The organism is Sphingobium sp. TomTYG73, from assembly GCF_055394245.1.
Window position 1 is genome coordinate 1,495,347 of the sequence record NZ_AP027339.1, and the last position, 19,529, is coordinate 1,514,875.

Genomic DNA, 19,529 nt, shown 5'->3' on the forward strand with positions numbered 1-19,529 from the left:
CGCAATGGCGGACGTAGCGATCATTTTTCACTGGTCGCCCGCCGTCATGGACGGGATGGACCTGTCCGAATTGATGGGCTGGCGCGAACAGGCCGCCCGTCGATCCAAGCCCCCCGCGACACCCGGAAAGCGATAATGGCGGACAGGAATCTTCGACTCCAGATCGTCCTTGAGGCGCTGGATAAGGTGACGTCGCCGCTGAAGGCGATCACCGGCGCGTCCTCCGCCGCGCGCCGGGATCTGGCTAAGACGCAGGACGAACTGAAATCGCTGGGCGCGCTGCGGAAACAGATCGGCAGCTACAAGTCCGCGGAATCGCGCTTCGCCAGCGACACCCGCCAATATGAGGAACAGCAGGCGAAACTGGCCCAGCTGCGCGCCCAGCTGGAGGCGACGGAAAAACCCACGAAGAAGCTGCGCGATGAATTTGCCCGCGCCGAAAAACAGTCGGCGCAGCTGGCGGCCCGGCTCGACCAGGGCGGCGCTGAATTGCAGCAGCTGTCCGCCAAATTGTCGGCCGCAGGCGTCGATATCCTCGATCTGGCGGGGCATGAGGATCGGCTTGCCAACCGAACGGCGGAAGCGAACCGCGCACTGAAGCAGCAGGCGGCGCAGCTGGACAAGATCAACCAGGCCAACCGCAATTCGGAGAAACTGAACGACATCAGCGGCAAGGCGACCGGCATGGGCCTTGGCATGATCGCCGCAGGCACCGCCGCTGGCGCGCCGGTCGTCATGGCGACCAAACAGGCGATGTCGCTGGAAAGCGCCATGGCCGATGTGCGTAAGGTCACGAACATGACCACGCCAGCGATCGAGCGGATGTCGACCGACTTTCTCGACATGAGCGAGCGGATCCCCATGGCGGCGAACGAACTGGCGACCATCGCCGCTGCTGCGGGTGCCGCTGGCGTCGGCGTGGACAAATTCGGCCGACCCATGCGCGACCAGCGCAAGCAGCTGCTGCAATTCACCAATGACGCGGCCGAAATGGGCGTTGCCTTCGACATGAGCGCTGACGTTGCGGGCGACACGATGGCGAAGTGGCGCACGGCCTTCGAACTGCCGCAGGCTGGCGTCGTTGCCCTTGGCGACAACGTCAACGCCCTGACAAACACCTTCGGCGGCAAGGCGGCCAACGTCACCGACATCATGACGCGCATCGGCCCCCTGGGAAAGGTCGCGGGCCTCGCCGCGCCGGAAATCGCGGCCATGGGTTCCACGCTCGACAGCATCGGCGTGCAGAGCGAGGTCGCGGCCACCGGCATCAAGAACACCATGCTCGCCCTTACCAAGGGCGAGGCGGCGACCAAGTCGCAAAAGGCCGCCTTCGCTGAACTTGGCCTTAAGTCCACCGACGTCGCAAAGCGCATGCAGACCGACGCAGCCGGAACGATCGTCGATGTGATGGACCGGATCGGCAAGCTGGATGCCCACAAACAGTCCGGGATCCTGACCGAGCTGTTCGGCTCCGAAAGCGTCGCGGCCATCGCGCCGATGCTGACCAACCTCGACGGGCTGAAGGCGCGTCTTGAACTGGTGGGCGACGCCAGCGAGACCGCCGGATCGATGCACGCCGAATTCCTTAATCGGATCGCTACCAGCGAGGGGGCAACCGGCCTTGCCGCCAATGCGCTGTCGGGCCTCAACATCACCATGGGCAAGGCGCTGCTGCCGACCGTGGTCGCGGTGGCTGGCCATGTAAAGGAAGCCGCCAGCGGCATGCGCAAATGGGCGCAGGATCACCCTCTGATCACTAAGGCCATCATGATGTTCCTGGGCGTCGGCGCGGGGCTGCTGATCCTGCTCGGCGGCATAGCCCTCGCCTTCGCCGCCCTGACCGCCGCCGCAGCGCCGCTGGGCATCGCCCTGGGGCCGTTGCTGCTGATCGTTGCAGCCATCGCCGCCGTCGCAGCCGCAGCCTATCTCATCTATGACAATTGGGGTGCGATCACCGCCTGGTTTTCGGGCCTGTGGGAACGCATCAAGGCCATGGTGAGCGGCGCGATCGACTTCCTGATCGACGCCTTCCTGACCTTCCATCCGCTTGGCCTGCTCATTCGCGCTTTCATGCCTGCGCTGGCCTACCTCCAGTCGCTCAACTTTACCGAAATCGGGCGGAACCTCATTCAGGGGCTGATCAACGGTGTGACGGGGATGCTCGGCGCGCTCAAATCGACCATCGTCAACACGGCCAGTGCGGTCGCCAACTGGTTCAAGGCGAAGCTGGGCATCCACTCCCCGTCCCGCGTGTTCGCCGGGCTGGGCGGCTTCATCATGGCCGGTCTGGATCAGGGACTAACCGCCAACACGTCCGGCCCGCTGGCCCGTATCACCGACCTGTCGGGGCAAATGACCCGCGCCTTGAGCGTCGGCGCTGTCGGCACCGCCATGGCCGCCGCGTCGCCCGCTGCCGCCCAGCAAGCGGGCAGCAGCCCCGGTGCCGCCGCGCCGCCCATGCAGGCGACCTACAATATCAACATCACCGCCGGTGGCGGCAGCGCGCAAGACATCGCCGACGAGGTCCGCAAGGCGATCGAGGAAATCGAGCGCGAGCGGCGCGGGCGCGGCTTCGGCGACGATTGAGGACACACCCATGCACCTGATGGCCCTTGGCATGTTCCTGTTTCAGATCCCGACGCTGGCGTTCGATGAACTGCAGCGGAAGACGGACTGGCGTTTCGCCATGTCGGGCCGCGTCGGCACGCGCGACGCGGCGCAGTTTCTGGGCGTGGGCGATGAAACGGTCAGCCTGTCGGGGTCGGTCTATGCCGAAATCTCCGATGGCGCGGTGTCGCTCGACACGCTGCGCGACATGGCCAACACCGGGGAGGCGCTGCCGCTGGTCAGCGGTGCCGGGGCCGTGTTCGGCAATTTCATCATCCGCTCGATCGACGAGCGCCATGCGGTGATGATGGCGGACGGGCGACCGCTGCGCATCGACTTCGGCATCGACCTTTGGCGGGTGGACGATCCCACGACAGCGCAGGCCAGCGCATGAGCGACCGGATCATGAACATCCCAGACTGGCGGGTGACGCTGGACGGGAAGGATTTGACCGACCGCCTGCGCCCGCGCCTGGTGTCGCTCACCATGTCGGAAAAGCGAGGTGACGAAGCGGACCAGCTGGACATCGTACTGGACGATAGCGACGGCCTGCTGGCGATCCCGAAGGAAGGCGCGACCCTGCACGTTCATCTGGGCTGGAAGCAGGGCCGCGATGTCACGGTCGGCCTAATCGACAAGGGCAGCTTCAAGGTGGACGATGTCTCCCATAGCGGCCCGCCCGATCAGGTCAGGATTCGCGCCCGCGCCGCCGACTTCACCAGCGCGATCCGTAACCGGCGCGAACAGAGCTGGAAGAACACGACGCTGGGCGCGGTGCTGAAGGATATTGCGGGGCGCAATGGCCTGACGCTCAAGGTAGCGGCCGATCTGGCATCGATGGCGCTGCCATCGATCACGCAGAACCGGGAAAGCGACATCGCCTTTCTGAAGCGCCTCGGCCGCGAAAACGACGCCGTCGCCACCATCAAGGACAAGCATCTGATCTTCGCGCGTAAGGGCGCTGGCACGACTACCAGCGGCAAGGCGCTGCCGGTGCTGGAGATCAGCCGCCGCGATGGCGACGGCCACAATTGGGCGCGGCAGAAGCGCGAGGGGCAGGAAGGCGTGACGGCCAGCTGGCACGATAAGAAGGGCGCGAAGCGGAAATCCTTCACCGTGGGCAAGGCGGACGGCGCGAAGAAGCTGCGGAAAGTCTATCCGGACGAGGCCGCCGCCAAGCGCGCGGCCATAGCGGAGCGGGACCGGATGAAGCGTGCCCCGGCGACGTTCGACATGAAGCTGGCGCTGGGCAGGCCCGACGCCCTCCCGGAAACCCGGCTGAAGGCGTCGGGCTTCAAAGACGAGATCGATGCCGCCACGTGGTTGATTGCGGAAGCGACCCACCGGCTCGACAATAACGGCGGCCTCCGCACCGACCTCAAAATGGAAACGGCCCCTTGACATCGACAGTTCGGCACGGCGTTGCCCTCCGACAGCATCGGCCTGGAGATCGGCCGGGCTTGACGATTCACGAAAATTGATATCTACGATCGGCGGTGGGGCTGTTTCGGCATCTGCTGAAACCGTTTTGGGCAGACGAATAACCCATGGATTTGATTGAGCTTTTCAGCGGCGGTGGCGGTTTCTCGCTAGGCGCACATCAGGCCGGATTTACGGTGAAGGCGGCCTTCGACCTCGATCCGATACTGAGTTCTTCCTACTCCAAAAATTTCCCTGAGACGATTTTTCGGCAGCGAGATGTGGCGGAACTGACGGGTTCCGAAATTCGCAAACTCGTCGGCGGAGAAGTCGATGGCGTCATCGGGGGGCCGCCTTGCCAAGGCTTCAGCGCGATCGGAAAGCGCGATCCTCAAGATGCCCGACGCAGTCTGCTTGGACACTATTTCAGGATCGTGTCGGAACTACGCCCACGTTTCTTCGTCATGGAGAACGTGCAGGGCTTGGGCTACAGCGACACCCGCCATGTCCTCGATGCGGCCATCGACATGGTTCGCGGCGACTATCATATCTTCGGCCCCTACCCCTGTGACGCTGCGGATTTTGGGGCGGCCACCAAACGACCTCGCCTGGTCGTAATCGGCACGCGCAAATCCGATACCAGCATGATTGAAGCGGCCGATATTGCGGCCTATCGTAAGCCACCCTCGACCATCGCCGACGCGATCGCCGACCTAACCGAGGTTCGCGAGATCGAAGTAGACGATGACGGCTTCGATATATGGAAAATCGCGAAGCGGGGGCGTCCGTCGATCTATGCTCAGAGGATGAGATCGGCGGATGGCCGATTTACCGGTCATCGCAAAACGGAGCACACCGAAGCTGTGAAAGCTAGGTTCACCGCCGTTCCGCAAGGAGCGTTCGATAAGGTGGGGCGTCATCCACGTTTGGCTTGGACCGGCCAGTGCCCCACGCTTCGAGCGGGCACCGGGGCCGACAAAGGGTCTTTTCAGTCCGTGCGACCGATCCACCCCGATCTTCCGCGGGTGATTACGGTTCGCGAAGCCGCCCGGATCCAGGGCTTCCCTGACAGCCATCTTTTTCACCCTACCGTCTGGCATAGCTTCCGCATGATTGGCAATTCCGTGTCACCGATCATGGCAAAAGCCCTGCTGTCTGCCGTGAGAGACAGGCTCGCCCTTCCGGCCGAAGGCTACTCCATAGCGGCGGAATAGCTCAGGTGATTGATCGTCTTTCTCCCGAGCGCCGATCTTGGTTGATGTCTCGGGTCAAAGGCAAGGACACCTCGCCGGAAATGAAAGTGCGTCGCGCCGCGCATGCCATGGGCCTTCGCTTCAGGCTCCACCGTAAGGATTTGCCGGGAAAGCCAGATCTTGTCTTTCCGAAGTATCACGTTGTTGTTTTCGTACATGGTTGTTTCTGGCACCGCCATCCGGGATGCTCCAACGCATCCACGCCAAAAACAAACACCGCTTTCTGGCAAAGCAAATTCGATGCTAACGTCGCTCGTGATGCGAGGGCATTGGAGGCACTGAGCGATCTCGGCTGGAAAGCAGCGACTTTTTGGGAATGCGAAACAAAAAGATCCGATTTATTGAAATCTAAATTATCAGAACTATTCAAATGCTCCACCTGCGATCCTTGAATAATTCTCAAACAACCTGAGCAAAAGTGGGGTAATGCTTGTAGAATTTCGAGAACGCTTCGATTTGCTCGTCTTCCAAATCGAAGCCAAGATTTTGCACATCCCAGCGTGTCAGGGGTGAGCCTTTCCGTAGGTTGGCTTGCAGAACGGAAGCTTCTTTTGAAGTCAGATGTGGTGCAATAACAGGTTCTTCCGGGCACCCTGTCCAGTGCCTTCCCTCTACCCTGCGCTTAACGGCCGACAATTTTTCCGCTCGCGGGAACACAGCACCTACAGTCACCATTGTCGCAGTATCTTGATAGATCATACGAAACGCGGAAACGCATGGATTGCTCTTTCTAGCTGCGATCGCAGTAGATAACATAACCTTTTCGGTTAGATCGGCGAGAGTGTCGGCAAGCCTCATGCCACTGACGCGCCCGCCGCGAATTTTTTGCGGCACAAGATCACCGAATAATTCTTTTACCTTCTCGACGCGATCAAATGGTCCGGCTCCATAACGCCCTTCCTTCGCATTGAAAGTAACGAGCAGAACGCTATCATCCTTCGCGTTGTCGACTACATACCTAATTTCGTCCAACTTTTTTTCATCTAGTTCTTCGTCATAGTCGAGCCAAACGATTGCAGGATTTTTAGGAAACAGCGTTTCTTCATCGTAAAGACTAGGAATTACGTTATAGGTTAGACCTTCTTTTACACGTACGAACTTGTATGGCTTGTTGAAGCAAGCGCGTCTGAACCCTATCTCGTGCGCTTCGATCGACACCATCCGATCTATTCCAAGCTGCCGGTGCGCCAGCGTGAAATCCGTGAACCATATCGATCCCATGCCGACGTAGGTCGCACGCCGCCAATCCAAATCCTCTTGGAGTGCGCGCAAACCCTCAAAAACCAAGCCTCGCTGGATCGTCTTACTGGGGCGGATGCTGTAGTTGACACCCTTGAACGAATTTTCACTCATTCGTTAGTTACCAACTCTTCATATGCATAGTCGAACGCCTGAATTCCAACTTCGCGCGCACTCATTTGCTTGTTGCCAAATGCTTCCCCCAACGCCGTGATGCGTCCCTTCGGCATGGGAAATTGGATGATCGTTTCCTTAACCTTCACTTTTGATATGGAAGGCAGCGCCAACTGCGGCTGTGGTTTGACCGAAAATATCGGTTCTCGCTTTGCCTGCTGCTCGATCGCTTCAGCCGCAGCCAGATCGGATTTTCGCGTGTTGGTATAATTGATCCAGATACGCGTGGAATCTTTCATCTTCGGCCGACTACGCCTGTATACGATCGAAGATAAATCGACGCTCCGCTTCGTCGTCGTCAACGGAAGCAATTCGGTATGCTCCGTTGAAAATGAGATCATCCCCAAAAAGCCTGTATATTGCGGGTGCCATGCGGGAAAGTCGGCGCCCCATACTGTCAGATCCGATTTATCGGCAGCCATCACGATCCGACCATTACAGGCGACGTACCATCCCGATTTTGCCTCTCGCTCACGCCTCTCAGCTGGATCGTTGTTTGGCGGCGGAGGAAAGGCAAAACCAGCGACGATCTCGACGGCAATTTTCTTGCCATCCACCTCTTCCGTCCACTGAACAAACTGAGGAGTAAAATCGCCGCCGGTATAGAGGCGGAAATCCTCCCCAATCACCTTTTGGCCGTTGACAAAGATTTCAAGCCCGCGATGGAGATGAAGCGCATAGTCGCGCGCTATCGTTCGGACAAGATGCCCCTCGAACTCAGGGTTTGCAAATGTCAATTGCGCTAATGATGTAAGCGACTGGATATTTATCGAAACTCCATTATCGTCGAGCGGCTCGGCTTTAATGATCGGAAAGGTCCAGTGATCGCTTCGATCCTCCACCCACTGGTTTACGTCGATAGGAACGGCAAAACTTTCCTTCCCGGACTTACCTTCGTAACTGCTTCGTATCTCGATAAGAGCACCGATCTTGAATATGGCTCGCTTTAATCCGATGCCGTACACACCGATGCTGAATTCGCCGCTATCTGCGGGATCGTCTTCCACGCGTCCAAAAGTTAACGCGTGGTTCTCGGCGCTGGCCTGAGACATACCACCGCAATTGTCGGAAATCCTAAACTTTGCATCATCGAATACAACTTCGATGCGAACACCTTTGAAGCTTGGCCCGCCCGTCAGCGTTAAGGGTTTTTTTCCAAGCTTCTTCCAGGCGCTGTCCACGCTGTTATCCATTAGATCGAGAATACAATCCTCGACCGTAATGTCTCGTGTCAACATTCGCACGAAAAACGCTCGGCTCGCATTCGCGTTAGCGGTGGCAATCTGTTGCATCTTCGTTCCCAGCCCGATTAGGGGTTGTACGTCATCGTCATGTTATTGGCTTGAATATTACCGTCATTCGTAAATCCAGCCCATGCGCCGTTCGCTTCCTTCCGGCCCGCATGAATATGCATCTGAAAAACGCCGTAGTAGCCATTGGCTTCATCTGCCGCGTTATGCCACCGGCCGGTTAGTTTCTGGTTATGCAGCTTTCCTATGAAGACGCATTCCTCCGTTTCGCCGTCATTCAGAGTGGTTTGCGTCTTGAACGCAACGTAATTGAAGAAATGGCGTACCGAAACGGTATCGACATTTTGCAGTGGAAAACGAGAGCTGCTCACGTTCCACCGAACTGTCCAACTGCCTTTGAACGGCCGCTGAGGCGTCAACCACCAAAACAGTCTGATGAAACGTGCGTCGCGCGTTACCGCCCGCAACGGTTCGCGCATCAAAGCGCGAATACCAAACCCGATTGTAGTCAACGCACAACCAGATAATAGCGCAAGCCAGTCGAGCGTACAAAACCAGTTCCAGATAGCGCTCAGCATATAGGCAACTCGCGATCCGCGCTCGAAGAACTTTGCTCCTCTATCGACGTTAATGACAGCTTCGCCAGCGCCGACCATTCCAGTTCGTCGGCGTGCAACTGCTCATCCGCCACCGTCACGGCTCCGATCACCGTAATGCCATTTACAGCTTGGGCCAGCTGCTCAATCACCTTCATATGTCCCCCGCCTGCAACATGACGATGCACCCCCGTGCACGTCGGTAAATATCGCCGCGACCCTGTTCAATATTTCCGAACGTTTTCACGAGGATGGGGGATCTTGTCCAGCGGTATTTCCGAAAGCCGTTTCAAATCGCAACTTCTCAGGGATAGGATTTCTTACGCGAATTTGGGGATTTCCTACTCTCCTCACCGACACCATAATGAGAACGAATCAGGAACATGTGGGGGTGCAGAGTTGAGTGGGCGAGTGATCAGACTGACGCCGGGATGCGAATTTTCCTGTCAGGCCTGCTCGGTTAGATGCGCCACTATGGCCGCAATGCGGGGCGATCTGTGGCGGGAGATCGAGCAACTTCAGCGCTTACAAGCGATGCGACCGACGCTTGATCGAGCGAGAGAGGTCCGATCGCTGCAAGACCAGATGGAAGCCGTCGAGCGAGAATTGCTGCGGCTTCGTCCTTCGTCGCCCCCTCTGGCACCAGCACAAGCAAGCTGCGGAACATATCGCGCAACGCGGCTTCACTAGGCAGCACGACAGGTAAATTGATCGACACCAGCGTTGGGCGCTGAGCCTCAATATCGCGCGCCTCTGGCTCTGCCTCAGCATCGGTCAATCCGGCCAGGGTCATCACTTCAGCCGGATCGACGCCATAGCGATCCAGCACGTCCGCGATCACACGCGTCAGATCGAGCGGCAATGTCGCCTTTTTATACCGCTTCTCATCCTCGAAATAGGCGTAGCGGGAGTACCCAATACCTAGCTCTTCCGCCATTTTTCGAATGGTGAGCGTGGGTTGGGCGCGTAAACGGAGCGATTTAAGTTTTGGTCCGACAGAAGGCATGTCGGACTGTGTGTGAAATTTTTGCACGAGTCTGCGCAAATTATAGCTTGTTTCTTGTGCAAATATTTTGCACAAGCTGGCTCATGGAACGGAACATCTCAGTTTTCACATTGTTCGGCGGCGTTCGGCCCATGGCTCGCGCCATCGGCGAACCGTCCTCGAACGTGGCCACTTGGAAGCGAGTCGGTCGCATCCCCGCCGAAAAGCAACCTCATGTGCTGGAGGTCGGACAGTCTCTTGGCCTGCCCATCACCGCTGATCATGTCGTGTTCCCCTTGGGACAGCCCCGCGCTGCCCCTGACGCGGAAATAGCGGAAGCGCTCTCGCCCGTCGCTTGCGATCGGATCGTCAAATTGCAACGGAAGGACATCCACTGATGCCCGTCGTAACCATGCCTGCGCGCAAGGGCCAGCCTATCGAACTGACCGCAGCAGCGCGCCTTGCGATCGCCGCAGGCCGAGCCGCGTCGGAACAGGCGGTGGCGGCATGAGTGCCCCCGAATATCGCCTCCGCGGCCGCTACGCCGCTCGTCAGAGCATCACGATTCCAGAGGAACTGACCCTGCGCGACGAACCCGCGCCCGCGCCCCAGCTACCGCGCTGGTATGGCGCCGCCATGTTCCTGCTGATGAGCAGCGCCACGTTGTTCGCCATGTGCGCCATGGGGAGGCCGGGGGCATGACCAAGGTCCGCGCCCCTCTCACCTTCTCCCTAGCCATCACCACAATCGCGGGCCGCGTCGGTTGGTCGCGCGCGGCGGAAATTACTGGCCGCGCCGAACGGACGGTGCAGCATTGGAGCGAGAGCGACCGGCAGGGCACGCCGACGCTCGATCAGGCCATTGCCCTTGATCGTGAATTTATCGAGCAGGGCGGCGGCTGCGCCCCGATCCTCGAAAGCTATGCGCGCCAGCTGGACATCGCCCTAGCCAACAGCCTGGGGTGCCGCATCGCGCTGGCCAACGACATCGCGCTGGCATCGCGGGAAACGGGGGAGGCGCTCGCCTTCTGCATTCAGGCGATTCAGCCCGACGCCACGCCCGCGATGATCCATCGGGCGATCATGGAAGCCGAGGAAGCGCAGCCGCTCTTCTCGCGCATCCTGGCTCATTTGAAATCCATGTTGCCCGGCAATGGGGCCAGGCAGCGATCAGCGGGGGAAGCATGATGACCGATGGCCTGGGGCCGACACTCAACAAAGGCGGGGGCGCGCCCCGCATGCCGTCGGTGCAATGCCCCGGCTGCGGCGAACGGGCCTTCGCCCGATCAACAACCGGCAAGGCCACGCTGCTCTATCGCGAGGTCTATTATCATTGCCGCAACGTCGAGCGGTGCGGTTGCCAGTTCGTCGTCGGCATGGCGACGCTGCGGGCGACGGTGCCGACCCGGATGCCCCAGCCCCTGGCCGTCGTTCCGATGACCCGGTGGCGGCATGCCGACAACGACCGTGCCGCCAATGACGACGGCCCGCCCAGCGAGCCGGGAACCGATGCCGTGACCGGCTAACGCAAGCGCGGGCAAGACCCCGCCCCATCCCCGCTTCCTTCCCTTTCACCGGCACCCCCATTTGCCGGAACGCCCTTTCTTTGCCCCATTCAGGAGTAACGAGATGATGCATAGCGACTTGCTGCGCTCCAGCGCGGGAACGCCAATCATTCACCCGTGGGAATATGTCGCGATGCGCCGCCGCGCGTCGGGCTTGTCGATCGACCAGGTCGCAGCTGCACTTGGCGGCCGCGCCTATTGTCGGCATCTGCGCCTGATCGAAACGCCGGGCGTCCGGATGAAGATCATTGCCGATTTGGCGGTCGCAATGCCGTTCAGCCAGGACGTCTATCGCCAGCTGGCTGACCTGCCGCCTCATCAGCATCCGCAGTTGTGCCTGGGCTGCGGGTGGGATGCTCACGCCGACGTCGCGGACTTACGGAACGGCCTCACGGCCTGGTCTCGCGAAACGCCGTTGCTTTGCACTCGCTGCGAGCAAACCGGCCAGCCCGGAGGGGTCGATCAATGCGCCTGATCAAGATCCTGCTGATCCTAGCAACCATCCTCGCCGCGCCCTTCATCATTGCCTGGGCGCTCACCAACGCAAAAGGAAACTCACGATGAGCGACGGAAATGTAGCTGCCGACCAACTGCGCCTACTCTTGGAAAAGATCGAGCGCCTTGAAGAGGAAAAGAAGGGCATCGGCGACGATATCCGCGACGTCTACCTCGAAGCCAAGGCTACAGGATATGACACCAAGATCATGCGCCAAATCATTCGCCTGCGGAAGATGCCCGCGCATGACCGACAGGAAATGGAAGCCATCCTCCAGACCTATCTGTCCGCCCTGGGCATGGAATGATCCGCAGCGCCCGGCATCCTGCCGGGCGCGTATCCGAATGCGCCGGATTGACCCAGCGCCTCCCGCATAAGGAACAAGGTCCAATGGGACAGAACCGCACCCTTGATCCCGCCATCGCGCGAATCGTTGAAGCCCTTGCCGACCTGATGGTCGACCGCGACATTGCCCGCCTGCGCGGTGCGACGCTGCCACCTCGCTCGCCTGCCATCATGACGAGTTCGCGCTGATGCCCCGTTCTCGGATGTCTGCTCTGTGCACATGCCCGGTGTGCCAGCAACTCGATACTGCTCATCCCAACGAAGGGCGTCAGATCGCCATGTTCGCGGCGACGAAGCCGCGCAAATCCAAAGCCGCAATGACAAACGTAAAGAGCGCGAACTGATCAATGCGGACAATTCTCTACGCCCGCTTTTCCTCGGACCTTCAAAATCCGCTTTCAACGGCCGACCAGCTTTCGTCCCTGCGCGAGCATGCAGGTCGCGAAGGCTGGCAGGTAATCGACATTTTCTCCGACGAGGAAATTAGCGGTCGCGCTGGCATCAACGAAATGCAGCGCCCCGGCCTTAACGCGATGCTCACCCGAATCGAGCGCGGCGACGTTGATCAAGTGCTAGCCGAATCGACCGACCGCGTGGCTCGCCACATCGGTGACGCCCATGCCGTCCGCGAGCACCTTGAACATTATGGCACGCGGCTTTTCACGCTGGCGGACGGCCATGTTGACGAAATCACCGGCACCATCAAGGGACTGATGGATGCCCGCTTCCTCAAGGATTTGGCCGATCGCGTCCGGCGCGGCCAGCGTGGTCAGCATAGCCGTGGCTTCAATGCTGGCGGTCGCGCCTACGGCTACCGCGTCTTGAAGCCAATCGGTGACGACGGCGAAATCATACGCGGCATTCTGGAGGTGAACGAGGACGAGGCGAAGATAATCCGCCGCATCTTTGATGAAACGATCGCAGGGGTGCCCGCTCGCGCGATCGTCAAAGCCTTGAACGATGAAGGCATCCCCGCGCCCAGAGGCGAACACTGGCGCGTCAGTGTCATCCATGGTGGCCGAGCGCGGGCAAACGGAATCCTGCGGAACAATCTCTATCGCGGCATCATGATCTATGGCCGCTTCCGCAAACTTTACCACCCCAAGACGCGCCGCCGCATTCTCCGCTCCAATCCGCTAAGCGAATGGCGTTCGGTCGATGTCCCCCACCTTCGCATCGTCACCGATGAGCAATGGGCGCAGATCGAAACCCGCTATTTGGAGTTCGACGGCAACATCAGAAAGCTGGAACGTCGTCCCAAGCGCCTGCTTTCGATGCTTGGCCGGTGCGGCGAATGCAACGGCCTCTGGACCGTCATCGGCCGCGAACGGTGGGGTTGCTCCGTCCATAAGGCGCAAGGCGACTGCACCAACACCCGTTCCATATCGACGCGCCACTACGAACATGGCGTTCTGGGCCAACTGAAGGAAATCCTTCTTAACCCGGAAGCCGTCACCCTGTTCGTGGCACGCTACAATGCCGGTATCCGGGCACGCCAGAGCGAAGCCAAAGTCAATCGCACGCCTCTGGAAAGCAAAGCGGCCGACCTCCGCTCACGCATAACTCGCTTGGTCGATGCCATCGCGGATGGCGCCGGAGAATTTCAGGAGGTCAAGGAACGCCTTCATACCGCAAGAAAGGAGCTACGCGACATTGAGCACCGATTGGCAAGCTTGGAAGCCGACGCCCCGATCGAATTGTCACAGGATTTGGGCGACCGCTACCGCGCCTTCGTTGGCGAACTGGACACCGCCCTAGCCTCCGAAGGCATAGCCCGCGAGCGAGCGGCCAACGCAATCCGCGAAATGATCGAATCGATCATCCTGACGCCCAAGGCAGAGCGCCGAGGCGTCGATATCCAAGTCACCGGCCGCATGGCCAAAATCATCAATCTAGCAAAGCAGTCCTTCTAGTTATCTTATCGTGGGCAACGCTTCGGGGTCGCCATCTTCCCTACAAGCGCCATCCGAACAACAGCATCAGCAGCCCGGCAATGAGGATCGCCGCGGCCAGGAATCCCCAGCCAAAATCCAAGCCGTTCCTATTCGCCATCGAGCGGACTGTCTTGTGGCCGCGCCCGCATCAGCAGGTCGTCGGTCACCGTCATGGTGAAGATTGGATCCGCATCAGGCGGCACTTCCGCGATCGCATCGACAAAGGCGGCTCGGGTTTCCGGCTCATCATAGACCATCTTCTGGTCGAACGCCGCGCGCCAGGTCTCCTCGTCCGGCCACTCCGCATAGCCGACAAAGCGCCCATCGGCATCCCGGTGGAGCCGTGAACCGAAGCTGCCATATTTTTCGCGGATCAGGTCAGTTCCGCGCCGCCATGCCGCGCGGAACTGATCTTCTTTTCCCGGATGCACCCGCCACCAATAGACCGCGACGAACATCGCACCTCTCCTTTACAGGAGAGAATGATGCAGCGGACAAGAGGTTGCGACTTAAATCCACCGTGCTCCTGCGCAGGCAGGAGCCCAGTTCAAGCGGCGGGACTAGGTTCCTGCATGCGCAGGAACACCTCGCTCCCAGATCAGAGAACCGACTGCCCGGTCTTCTCCCAGTCCGCCAGGAAGCCCGCAATTCCCTTGTCGGTCAACACGTGGTTGAACAGCGCCTTGATCACCGAAGGCGGCGCGGTCATCACGTCGGCGCCGATCTTCGCGCTTTCCAGCACATGGATAGGATGCCGAACGCTTGCCACCAGAATCTCGGTATCGAACGCATAATTGTCGTAGATCAGGCGGATATCCTCGATCAGCCTCATGCCATCCAAGCCGTTATCGTCATGCCGTCCGACGAAGGGCGAGATGAAGCTCGCGCCCGCCTTGGCCGCCAGCAGCGCCTGATTGGCCGAAAAGCACAGCGTGACGTTCACCATCACGCCATCGCTGGTCAGCGCCTTGCAGGTCTTGAGGCCATCGATGGTCAGCGGCACCTTGATGCAGACATTGTCCGCGATCTTCCGCAGCACGGCGGCTTCCTTCATCATCGTCTCATGGTCGAGTGCGACGACTTCGGCGGAAACGGGGCCATCGACGATGCCGCAGATTTCCTCGACCACTTCCATGAACTTGCGGCCTGATTTGTGGATCAGCGACGGATTGGTCGTCACGCCGTCCAGCAGGCCAGTCGCGGCAAGGTCGCGGATTTCGTTGGTGTCGGCGGTATCGACGAAGAACTTCATGGGTCTGCTCCGGGGCGGGATGTGCGAATCGGCTCCCCTTTAGCGGCTGATCGCCGGTTTAGCCATTATTGCCAGCGGCGGGCTTTACGGAAACAGGTCGGTAACATTATGAGCGCTACACCGTTCCAAGGATACCGCATGCCCGTCCCCACGCCCGGCCGCAGCGCTCTGGCAGCGCTCGCGCTCATTTTACTCGCCTTCAGCCCCGCTGCGCAGGCGGCCGAAGAGGAAACGCAGCTATGGCTCGGCGCATCGGCAACGATGAAGGCCAGCCCTCACAACATCGTCCTGATCGACATCGGCCACCGCTTCCGTCGCGATGAATCGGGCGGCGAACAGCAACTCGCCCGCATCGCGCTAGATCATGCGCTTGCTAAAGATGTCCAGATCGGCGGCGGCTTGGCCTTCTTCCATTCCGGTCCTGAACAGGAATTGCGCACGTTCCAGCAGTTGACCCTCACCCACGGCATCTGGCAAAGCCGCACCCGGCTGGAGCAGCGCTTCTTCGACACGACTGACGAAGCAAGCTGGCGGCTACGGCAGCGAGTGCAGGCCTCCATTCCACTGGACGCCGCGAAAAAATGGACGCTGGTCGCAGCAGGCGAGCTCTTCTTCCACCTGAACCGGGCCAAGCCGAGCGACAAGACCGGCCTTGCCGTCATGCGCCAGCAAGCCGGGCTGCGCCACGCGCTCGGCAAGTCCATCGATATCCAGGCACTCTATATGCGCCAGCAGACCTTCCGCGACGACCGGCCCGACGCGGTCGCCCATGTCCCCTGGCTGACGCTCAACTGGAAAATCTGAACGCGCCGCCTTGCCTCCCGCCCCCCAGACGATAGGGAGGGGCGGATGAGTTCGCGCGCCCGTGTCATCCTGCTGAACGCCGCCCTTGGGCCGCTCGACTATCGCGTGCCCCATGGCATGAACGCGCAGCCGGGCAGCATCATCGTAGCGCCACTCGGCCCACGGCAGATTATCGGCGTGGTGTGGGATGAGGACAGCTTCCCCGAAGTCGAAAGCGTTGGCGACAACCGCCTGCGCAACATCGTGGGACCCGTGGACGCGCCGCCGATCCCCGAAACCCTCCGCCGCCTGATCGAATGGACGGCGGACTATTATCTCGCCCCCATCGCCTCGGTCCTGCGCATGACGCTGGCATCCATGTCGGCGCTGGAAGGCGCGCGCACCATCATCGAATATCGCGCCACCGGCGACCTGCCGGACCGCATGACCGAACAGCGCGCCCAGGCCATGGAGCGCATCGGCGATCGGCAGGGCCTGATCCGCGAACTGGCGCTGATCGGCGGTGTCAGCGACGCCGTCATCCGTGGTCTCGTAAAGGCAGGCGCCTTCGAGGCGGTGGAAGTGAGCATCGACACGCCCTTCCCCCGGCCCGACCCCGACCATGCGCCGCCCCAATTGTCCGATGGCCAAGCAAGCGCCGCGACCGAGTTCGTGGACGCAGTACGCCAGCGCGACTTCGCCCCTTTCCTGCTCGACGGCGTCACTGGCTCCGGCAAGACCGAAGTCTATTTCGAAGCCATCGCCGCAGCCATCCGCGAAGGACGGCAAGTGCTGGTACTCCTGCCCGAAATCGCCCTGACCGAACCCTTCCTCGAACGCTTCGAAAAGCGCTTCGGCACCGTCCCCATCAGCTGGCACAGCGGCCTGCGCCAATCCGAACGCCGCCGCGCCTGGCGCGCCATCGCGGCAGGCGAAGCCGCGGTCGTGGTCGGCGCACGATCCGCGCTATTCCTGCCCTATCCCAATCTCGGCCTCATCGTCGTCGATGAAGCGCATGAGGCAAGTTTCAAGCAGGAAGACGGCGTCCACTACCACGCCCGCGACGTGGCGGTGATGCGCGGCCTCATGGAAAAATTCCCCGTCATCCTCGCATCGGCCACACCGGCCATCGAAACGCGGCATCAGGTCGAACTTGGCCGCTATCGCGAAATCAAGCTGCCCTCCCGTTTCGGCGGCGCGGAAATGCCTGGCATAGAGGGCATCAACCTCCTCACCGATCCACCAGAACGCGGACGCTGGATCGCGCCGCCCCTCATCCGCGCGATCGATGAAACGATGGAGAAGGGCGAACAAAGCCTCCTCTTCCTCAACCGCAGGGGCTATGCGCCGCTCACCCTCTGCCGCCATTGCGGCTATCGCTTCCAATGCCCCAACTGCACCGCCTGGATGGTCGAACATCGACTGACCAAGCGCCTCGCCTGCCATCATTGCGGCCATGTCATCCCCTCCCCCCGCTTCTGCCCGGACTGCAAGGAGGAGGACAGCCTCGTCGCCTGTGGCCCCGGCGTGGAGCGCATTGCGGACGAGGTAAAGGCGCTCTGGCCGCAGGCGCGCATTGCCATCGTCACTTCCGACACGCTCTGGTCGCCAGCCAAAGCTGCCGAGTTCGTGAAGTCGGTCGAAGCAGGCGCGGTCGACATCATCATCGGCACCCAGTTGGTGACGAAGGGCTATCACTTCCCCAACCTGACGCTGGTGGGGGTGATCGACGCCGACCTCGGCCTCGAAGGCGGCGACCTCCGCGCGTCCGAACGCACCTTCCAGCAAATCGTCCAGGTCGCGGGCCGGGCAGGCCGGGGGCAGAAACCGGGCCGAGTCTTCATCCAGACCCGCATGCCCGAATCAGAAGTCATCAAGGCCCTCATCGCAGGCGATTCGGAACGCTTCTATGAGGTGGAGACAGAGAACCGCCGCCGCGCCAATGCCCCGCCCTTCGGCCGCTTCGCCGCGATCATCGTCTCCAGCGAGGATGCCGATGAAGCCGCGCAGGTCGCCCGTCTGATCGGCAAGTCCGCCCCGCTGATCGACGGCATGCGCGTTTACGGCCCTGCGCCCGCGCCGCTCTCCGTCCTGCGCGGCCGCCACCGCCATCGCCTGCTGATCCACGCCAACCGCCAGATTGATGTACAGGCGGCGATCCGCGAATGGCTGGACAATGTCACCTGGAAATCAGGGACGCGGGTCGCGGTGGACGTCGATCCCTACAGCTTCATGTGATGGCCTGAACGCCCATGGAAAGCCCCTGCATAAACATCTGCAAGCTGGACAAGGCAGGCCGCATCTGCACCGGCTGCGGCCGGACGGTTCAGGAAATCGCCCGCTGGCGCGGCATGAGCGAAGCGGAGCGCCGCGCGATCATGGAGCAATTAAACCATTCCCCTCCCGCAGGCGGGAGGGGCTAGGGGTGGGCGCAAGCAAAGCGAGCTCCATGACTAGCCTTTGATGAACACCGCCAATGTTGCAGCCCCACCCCCGGCCCCTCCCGCCTGCGGGAGGGGAGAAGTAAGTCCGCTACACGTCTTCACTCGCCCCCACGCTCCCGCTCCAACAAAGCCTTTTTCCGCTCCAACCCATAGGCATATCCGCCAAGGCTACCATCACTCCGCAACACCCGATGGCAGGGAATAATCACAGCCAACCCATTATCCCCACAAGCCGTCCCCGCAGCCCGCACTGCCCCCGGCCGCCCAATCGCCGCCGCGATCTCGCCATAGCTCCGCGTCTCTCCCGCCGGAATCGCCCTCAACGCCGCCCAGACCGCCTGCTGGAAAGCCGTGCCATTCACATCCATCGGCAAATCCAAAGGCTCAGCCGGATTCTCGATCAACCGCACCACCTGCCCCGCCAACGCTTCCAGCGCCGCATCTCCCGGCACGATTTCCGCCTTGGGAAAGCGCCGCCGCAGATCACCCTCATCCTCATCAAAGCTGATCCGGCAGAGCCCCTTGGCCGTCGCCGCCACCAGCACAGGCCCAAGACTCGACCCCACCACAACGTATCGGATCGCAACGCCGCGCCCGCCATCCTTCCACGCACTCGGCGTCATGCCCAAATGCCGATCCGCATCGGCATAGGCCCGGCTCGGCGCATTATAGCCCGCGTCATAGATCGCGCTGGTCACGCTCCCTCCTCCCTCCAAAGCCGCCTTCAACCGCTCAGCCCGCAGCGATCGAGCATAAGCAGCAGGCGTCAGGCCCGTATCCCGCTTGAATAGCCGATGGAAATGATGCGGCGCATAGCCCGCATGCGCTGCGACCTCCTCCAACGAGGGCACCGCATCGCACCCAGCAATGAAGGCCTTGGCCGCCTCAACCGCCAACCGATCCCGGCCAACCTCATCCGGCCGACAACGCAGACAGGCGCGAAAGCCCGCCGCCCTCGCCGAAGCAGGATCGGGCAAGAAGATCATATTCTCCCGCCGGGGATGCCGCGCCGCGCAGCTTGGCTTGCAATATATGCCGGTGGTCAGCACCGCGCCCACAAACCGCCCATCCACGTCCCGATCACGCCGCAGGAACGCGTTCCAGCAGGCATCGTCATCCATCGGCAGCGGCGTCGAGGCGGAAACTTCGGTCATCTGGTTCATGCATATGGGATAACAGGCGCGACCG

General features: G+C 60.9%; 25 protein-coding genes. 17 read left to right on the top strand and 8 right to left on the bottom strand.

Annotated features, from left to right (window positions below; translation table 11 throughout):
- Positions 1-4 precede the first annotated feature (4 nt).
- The 6 genes from ACZ5TH_RS07565 (at position 5) to ACZ5TH_RS07590 (ending at position 5,671) form a co-directional block, all read left to right on the top strand.
- Positions 5-136 carry a GpE family phage tail protein gene (locus ACZ5TH_RS07565; protein WP_464793481.1) on the top strand — a complete coding sequence of 44 codons (132 nt, stop codon included), beginning with the start codon at positions 5-7 and terminating at the stop codon, positions 134-136.
- Positions 136-2,586, top strand: coding sequence for a phage tail tape measure protein (locus tag ACZ5TH_RS07570; RefSeq protein WP_464793482.1), 2,451 nt, complete (start codon positions 136-138; stop codon positions 2,584-2,586). Before ACZ5TH_RS07565 ends, ACZ5TH_RS07570 begins: the two co-directional genes overlap by 1 nt.
- A 10-nt stretch (positions 2,587-2,596) precedes the next feature.
- Positions 2,597-3,001: a phage tail protein gene (locus ACZ5TH_RS07575; protein WP_464793483.1), complete on the top strand. Its 405-nt coding sequence runs from the start codon at positions 2,597-2,599 to the stop codon at positions 2,999-3,001.
- Positions 2,998-4,008, top strand: a complete 1,011-nt coding sequence (locus ACZ5TH_RS07580) for a contractile injection system protein, VgrG/Pvc8 family (protein WP_464793484.1) — start codon at positions 2,998-3,000, stop codon at positions 4,006-4,008. The genes ACZ5TH_RS07575 and ACZ5TH_RS07580 overlap by 4 nt, the downstream gene beginning before the upstream one ends.
- Before the next feature lie 146 nt (positions 4,009-4,154).
- Positions 4,155-5,240: a DNA cytosine methyltransferase gene (locus ACZ5TH_RS07585; protein ID WP_464793485.1), complete on the top strand. Its 1,086-nt coding sequence runs from the start codon at positions 4,155-4,157 to the stop codon at positions 5,238-5,240.
- Positions 5,241-5,284: 44 nt separating this feature from the next.
- Positions 5,285-5,671, top strand: a complete 387-nt coding sequence (locus tag ACZ5TH_RS07590; RefSeq protein ID WP_464793486.1) for a very short patch repair endonuclease — start codon at positions 5,285-5,287, stop codon at positions 5,669-5,671.
- Positions 5,672-5,678: 7 nt separating this feature from the next.
- Here ACZ5TH_RS07590 and ACZ5TH_RS07595 read toward each other — a convergent pair whose 3' ends face one another.
- From ACZ5TH_RS07595 to ACZ5TH_RS07615, 5 genes are all read right to left on the bottom strand, one after another.
- Positions 5,679-6,632, bottom strand: a complete 954-nt coding sequence (locus tag ACZ5TH_RS07595; protein WP_464793487.1) for an O-methyltransferase — start codon at positions 6,630-6,632, stop codon at positions 5,679-5,681.
- Positions 6,629-7,984 (bottom strand): ATP-binding protein, encoded by a 1,356-nt coding sequence (locus tag ACZ5TH_RS07600; RefSeq protein ID WP_464793488.1) that lies wholly within the window; start codon positions 7,982-7,984, stop codon positions 6,629-6,631. Before ACZ5TH_RS07600 ends, ACZ5TH_RS07595 begins: the two co-directional genes overlap by 4 nt.
- Positions 7,985-8,001: 17 nt before the next feature.
- A complete protein-coding gene (locus tag ACZ5TH_RS07605) occupies positions 8,002-8,520 on the bottom strand; it encodes a hypothetical protein (protein ID WP_464793489.1) in 519 nt (172 codons plus the stop codon).
- Positions 8,514-8,696 (bottom strand): hypothetical protein, encoded by a 183-nt coding sequence (locus ACZ5TH_RS07610; RefSeq protein WP_464793490.1) that lies wholly within the window; start codon positions 8,694-8,696, stop codon positions 8,514-8,516. Before ACZ5TH_RS07610 ends, ACZ5TH_RS07605 begins: the two co-directional genes overlap by 7 nt.
- Positions 8,697-9,010: 314 nt before the next feature.
- Positions 9,011-9,571, bottom strand: coding sequence for an XRE family transcriptional regulator (locus tag ACZ5TH_RS07615; protein WP_464793491.1), 561 nt, complete (start codon positions 9,569-9,571; stop codon positions 9,011-9,013).
- A 56-nt stretch (positions 9,572-9,627) separates the two neighbouring features.
- On the opposite strand from ACZ5TH_RS07615, the gene ACZ5TH_RS07620 reads away from it, so the two are divergent.
- The 8 genes from ACZ5TH_RS07620 (at position 9,628) to ACZ5TH_RS07655 (ending at position 13,841) form a co-directional block, all read left to right on the top strand.
- Positions 9,628-9,921 (top strand): carph-isopro domain-containing protein, encoded by a 294-nt coding sequence (locus ACZ5TH_RS07620; RefSeq protein WP_464793492.1) that lies wholly within the window; start codon positions 9,628-9,630, stop codon positions 9,919-9,921.
- Between the two features lie 109 nt (positions 9,922-10,030).
- Positions 10,031-10,225 carry a hypothetical protein gene (locus tag ACZ5TH_RS07625; RefSeq protein WP_464793493.1) on the top strand — a complete coding sequence of 65 codons (195 nt, stop codon included), beginning with the start codon at positions 10,031-10,033 and terminating at the stop codon, positions 10,223-10,225.
- Positions 10,222-10,710, top strand: a complete 489-nt coding sequence (locus tag ACZ5TH_RS07630) for a hypothetical protein (RefSeq protein WP_464793494.1) — start codon at positions 10,222-10,224, stop codon at positions 10,708-10,710. The genes ACZ5TH_RS07625 and ACZ5TH_RS07630 overlap by 4 nt, the downstream gene beginning before the upstream one ends.
- On the top strand, positions 10,710-11,048 hold the full coding sequence (locus ACZ5TH_RS07635; RefSeq protein ID WP_464793495.1) for an ogr/Delta-like zinc finger family protein: 339 nt from the start codon (positions 10,710-10,712) through the stop codon (positions 11,046-11,048). Before ACZ5TH_RS07630 ends, ACZ5TH_RS07635 begins: the two co-directional genes overlap by 1 nt.
- 103 nt (positions 11,049-11,151) lie before the next feature.
- Positions 11,152-11,562, top strand: a complete 411-nt coding sequence (locus tag ACZ5TH_RS07640; protein ID WP_464793496.1) for a hypothetical protein — start codon at positions 11,152-11,154, stop codon at positions 11,560-11,562.
- 85 nt (positions 11,563-11,647) lie between these two features.
- The gene (locus tag ACZ5TH_RS07645; protein ID WP_464793497.1) at positions 11,648-11,890 is read left to right on the top strand and encodes a DUF2312 domain-containing protein; all 243 of its coding nucleotides are present in this window, start codon (positions 11,648-11,650) and stop codon (positions 11,888-11,890) included.
- An 83-nt stretch (positions 11,891-11,973) separates the two neighbouring features.
- Entirely contained in the window at positions 11,974-12,117 is a 144-nt protein-coding gene (locus ACZ5TH_RS07650; protein ID WP_464793498.1) for a hypothetical protein, read from the top strand.
- A gap of 158 nt (positions 12,118-12,275) precedes the next feature.
- A complete protein-coding gene (locus tag ACZ5TH_RS07655; RefSeq protein WP_464793499.1) occupies positions 12,276-13,841 on the top strand; it encodes a recombinase family protein in 1,566 nt (521 codons plus the stop codon).
- Positions 13,842-13,969: 128 nt separating this feature from the next.
- Here the strand turns inward: ACZ5TH_RS07655 and ACZ5TH_RS07660 are convergent, their stop codons facing one another.
- Together ACZ5TH_RS07660 and fsa are read right to left on the bottom strand one after the other, a co-directional pair.
- A complete protein-coding gene (locus ACZ5TH_RS07660) occupies positions 13,970-14,320 on the bottom strand; it encodes an antibiotic biosynthesis monooxygenase family protein (RefSeq protein ID WP_449473499.1) in 351 nt (116 codons plus the stop codon).
- 140 nt (positions 14,321-14,460) lie between these two features.
- Positions 14,461-15,114, bottom strand: a complete 654-nt coding sequence (gene fsa, locus ACZ5TH_RS07665) for a fructose-6-phosphate aldolase (protein WP_464793500.1) — start codon at positions 15,112-15,114, stop codon at positions 14,461-14,463.
- A gap of 138 nt (positions 15,115-15,252) precedes the next feature.
- Here fsa and ACZ5TH_RS07670 point away from each other — a divergent pair, with 138 nt between their 5' ends.
- Genes ACZ5TH_RS07670 through ACZ5TH_RS07680 form a run of 3 tightly spaced genes read left to right on the top strand, consistent with a single transcriptional unit; the run spans position 15,253 to position 18,320 of the window.
- Positions 15,253-15,918, top strand: a complete 666-nt coding sequence (locus ACZ5TH_RS07670; protein WP_460986200.1) for a DUF2490 domain-containing protein — start codon at positions 15,253-15,255, stop codon at positions 15,916-15,918.
- 45 nt (positions 15,919-15,963) lie between these two features.
- The gene (locus ACZ5TH_RS07675) at positions 15,964-18,135 is read left to right on the top strand and encodes a primosomal protein N' (protein WP_464793501.1); all 2,172 of its coding nucleotides are present in this window, start codon (positions 15,964-15,966) and stop codon (positions 18,133-18,135) included.
- 14 nt (positions 18,136-18,149) lie between these two features.
- The gene (locus tag ACZ5TH_RS07680) at positions 18,150-18,320 is read left to right on the top strand and encodes a DUF1289 domain-containing protein (RefSeq protein WP_464793502.1); all 171 of its coding nucleotides are present in this window, start codon (positions 18,150-18,152) and stop codon (positions 18,318-18,320) included.
- Between the two features lie 119 nt (positions 18,321-18,439).
- Here the strand turns inward: ACZ5TH_RS07680 and ada are convergent, their stop codons facing one another.
- Complete coding sequence (gene ada, locus ACZ5TH_RS07685; protein ID WP_464793503.1) at positions 18,440-19,504, bottom strand: bifunctional DNA-binding transcriptional regulator/O6-methylguanine-DNA methyltransferase Ada; 1,065 nt, start codon at positions 19,502-19,504, stop codon at positions 18,440-18,442.
- Between the last annotated feature and the right edge of the window lie 25 nt (positions 19,505-19,529).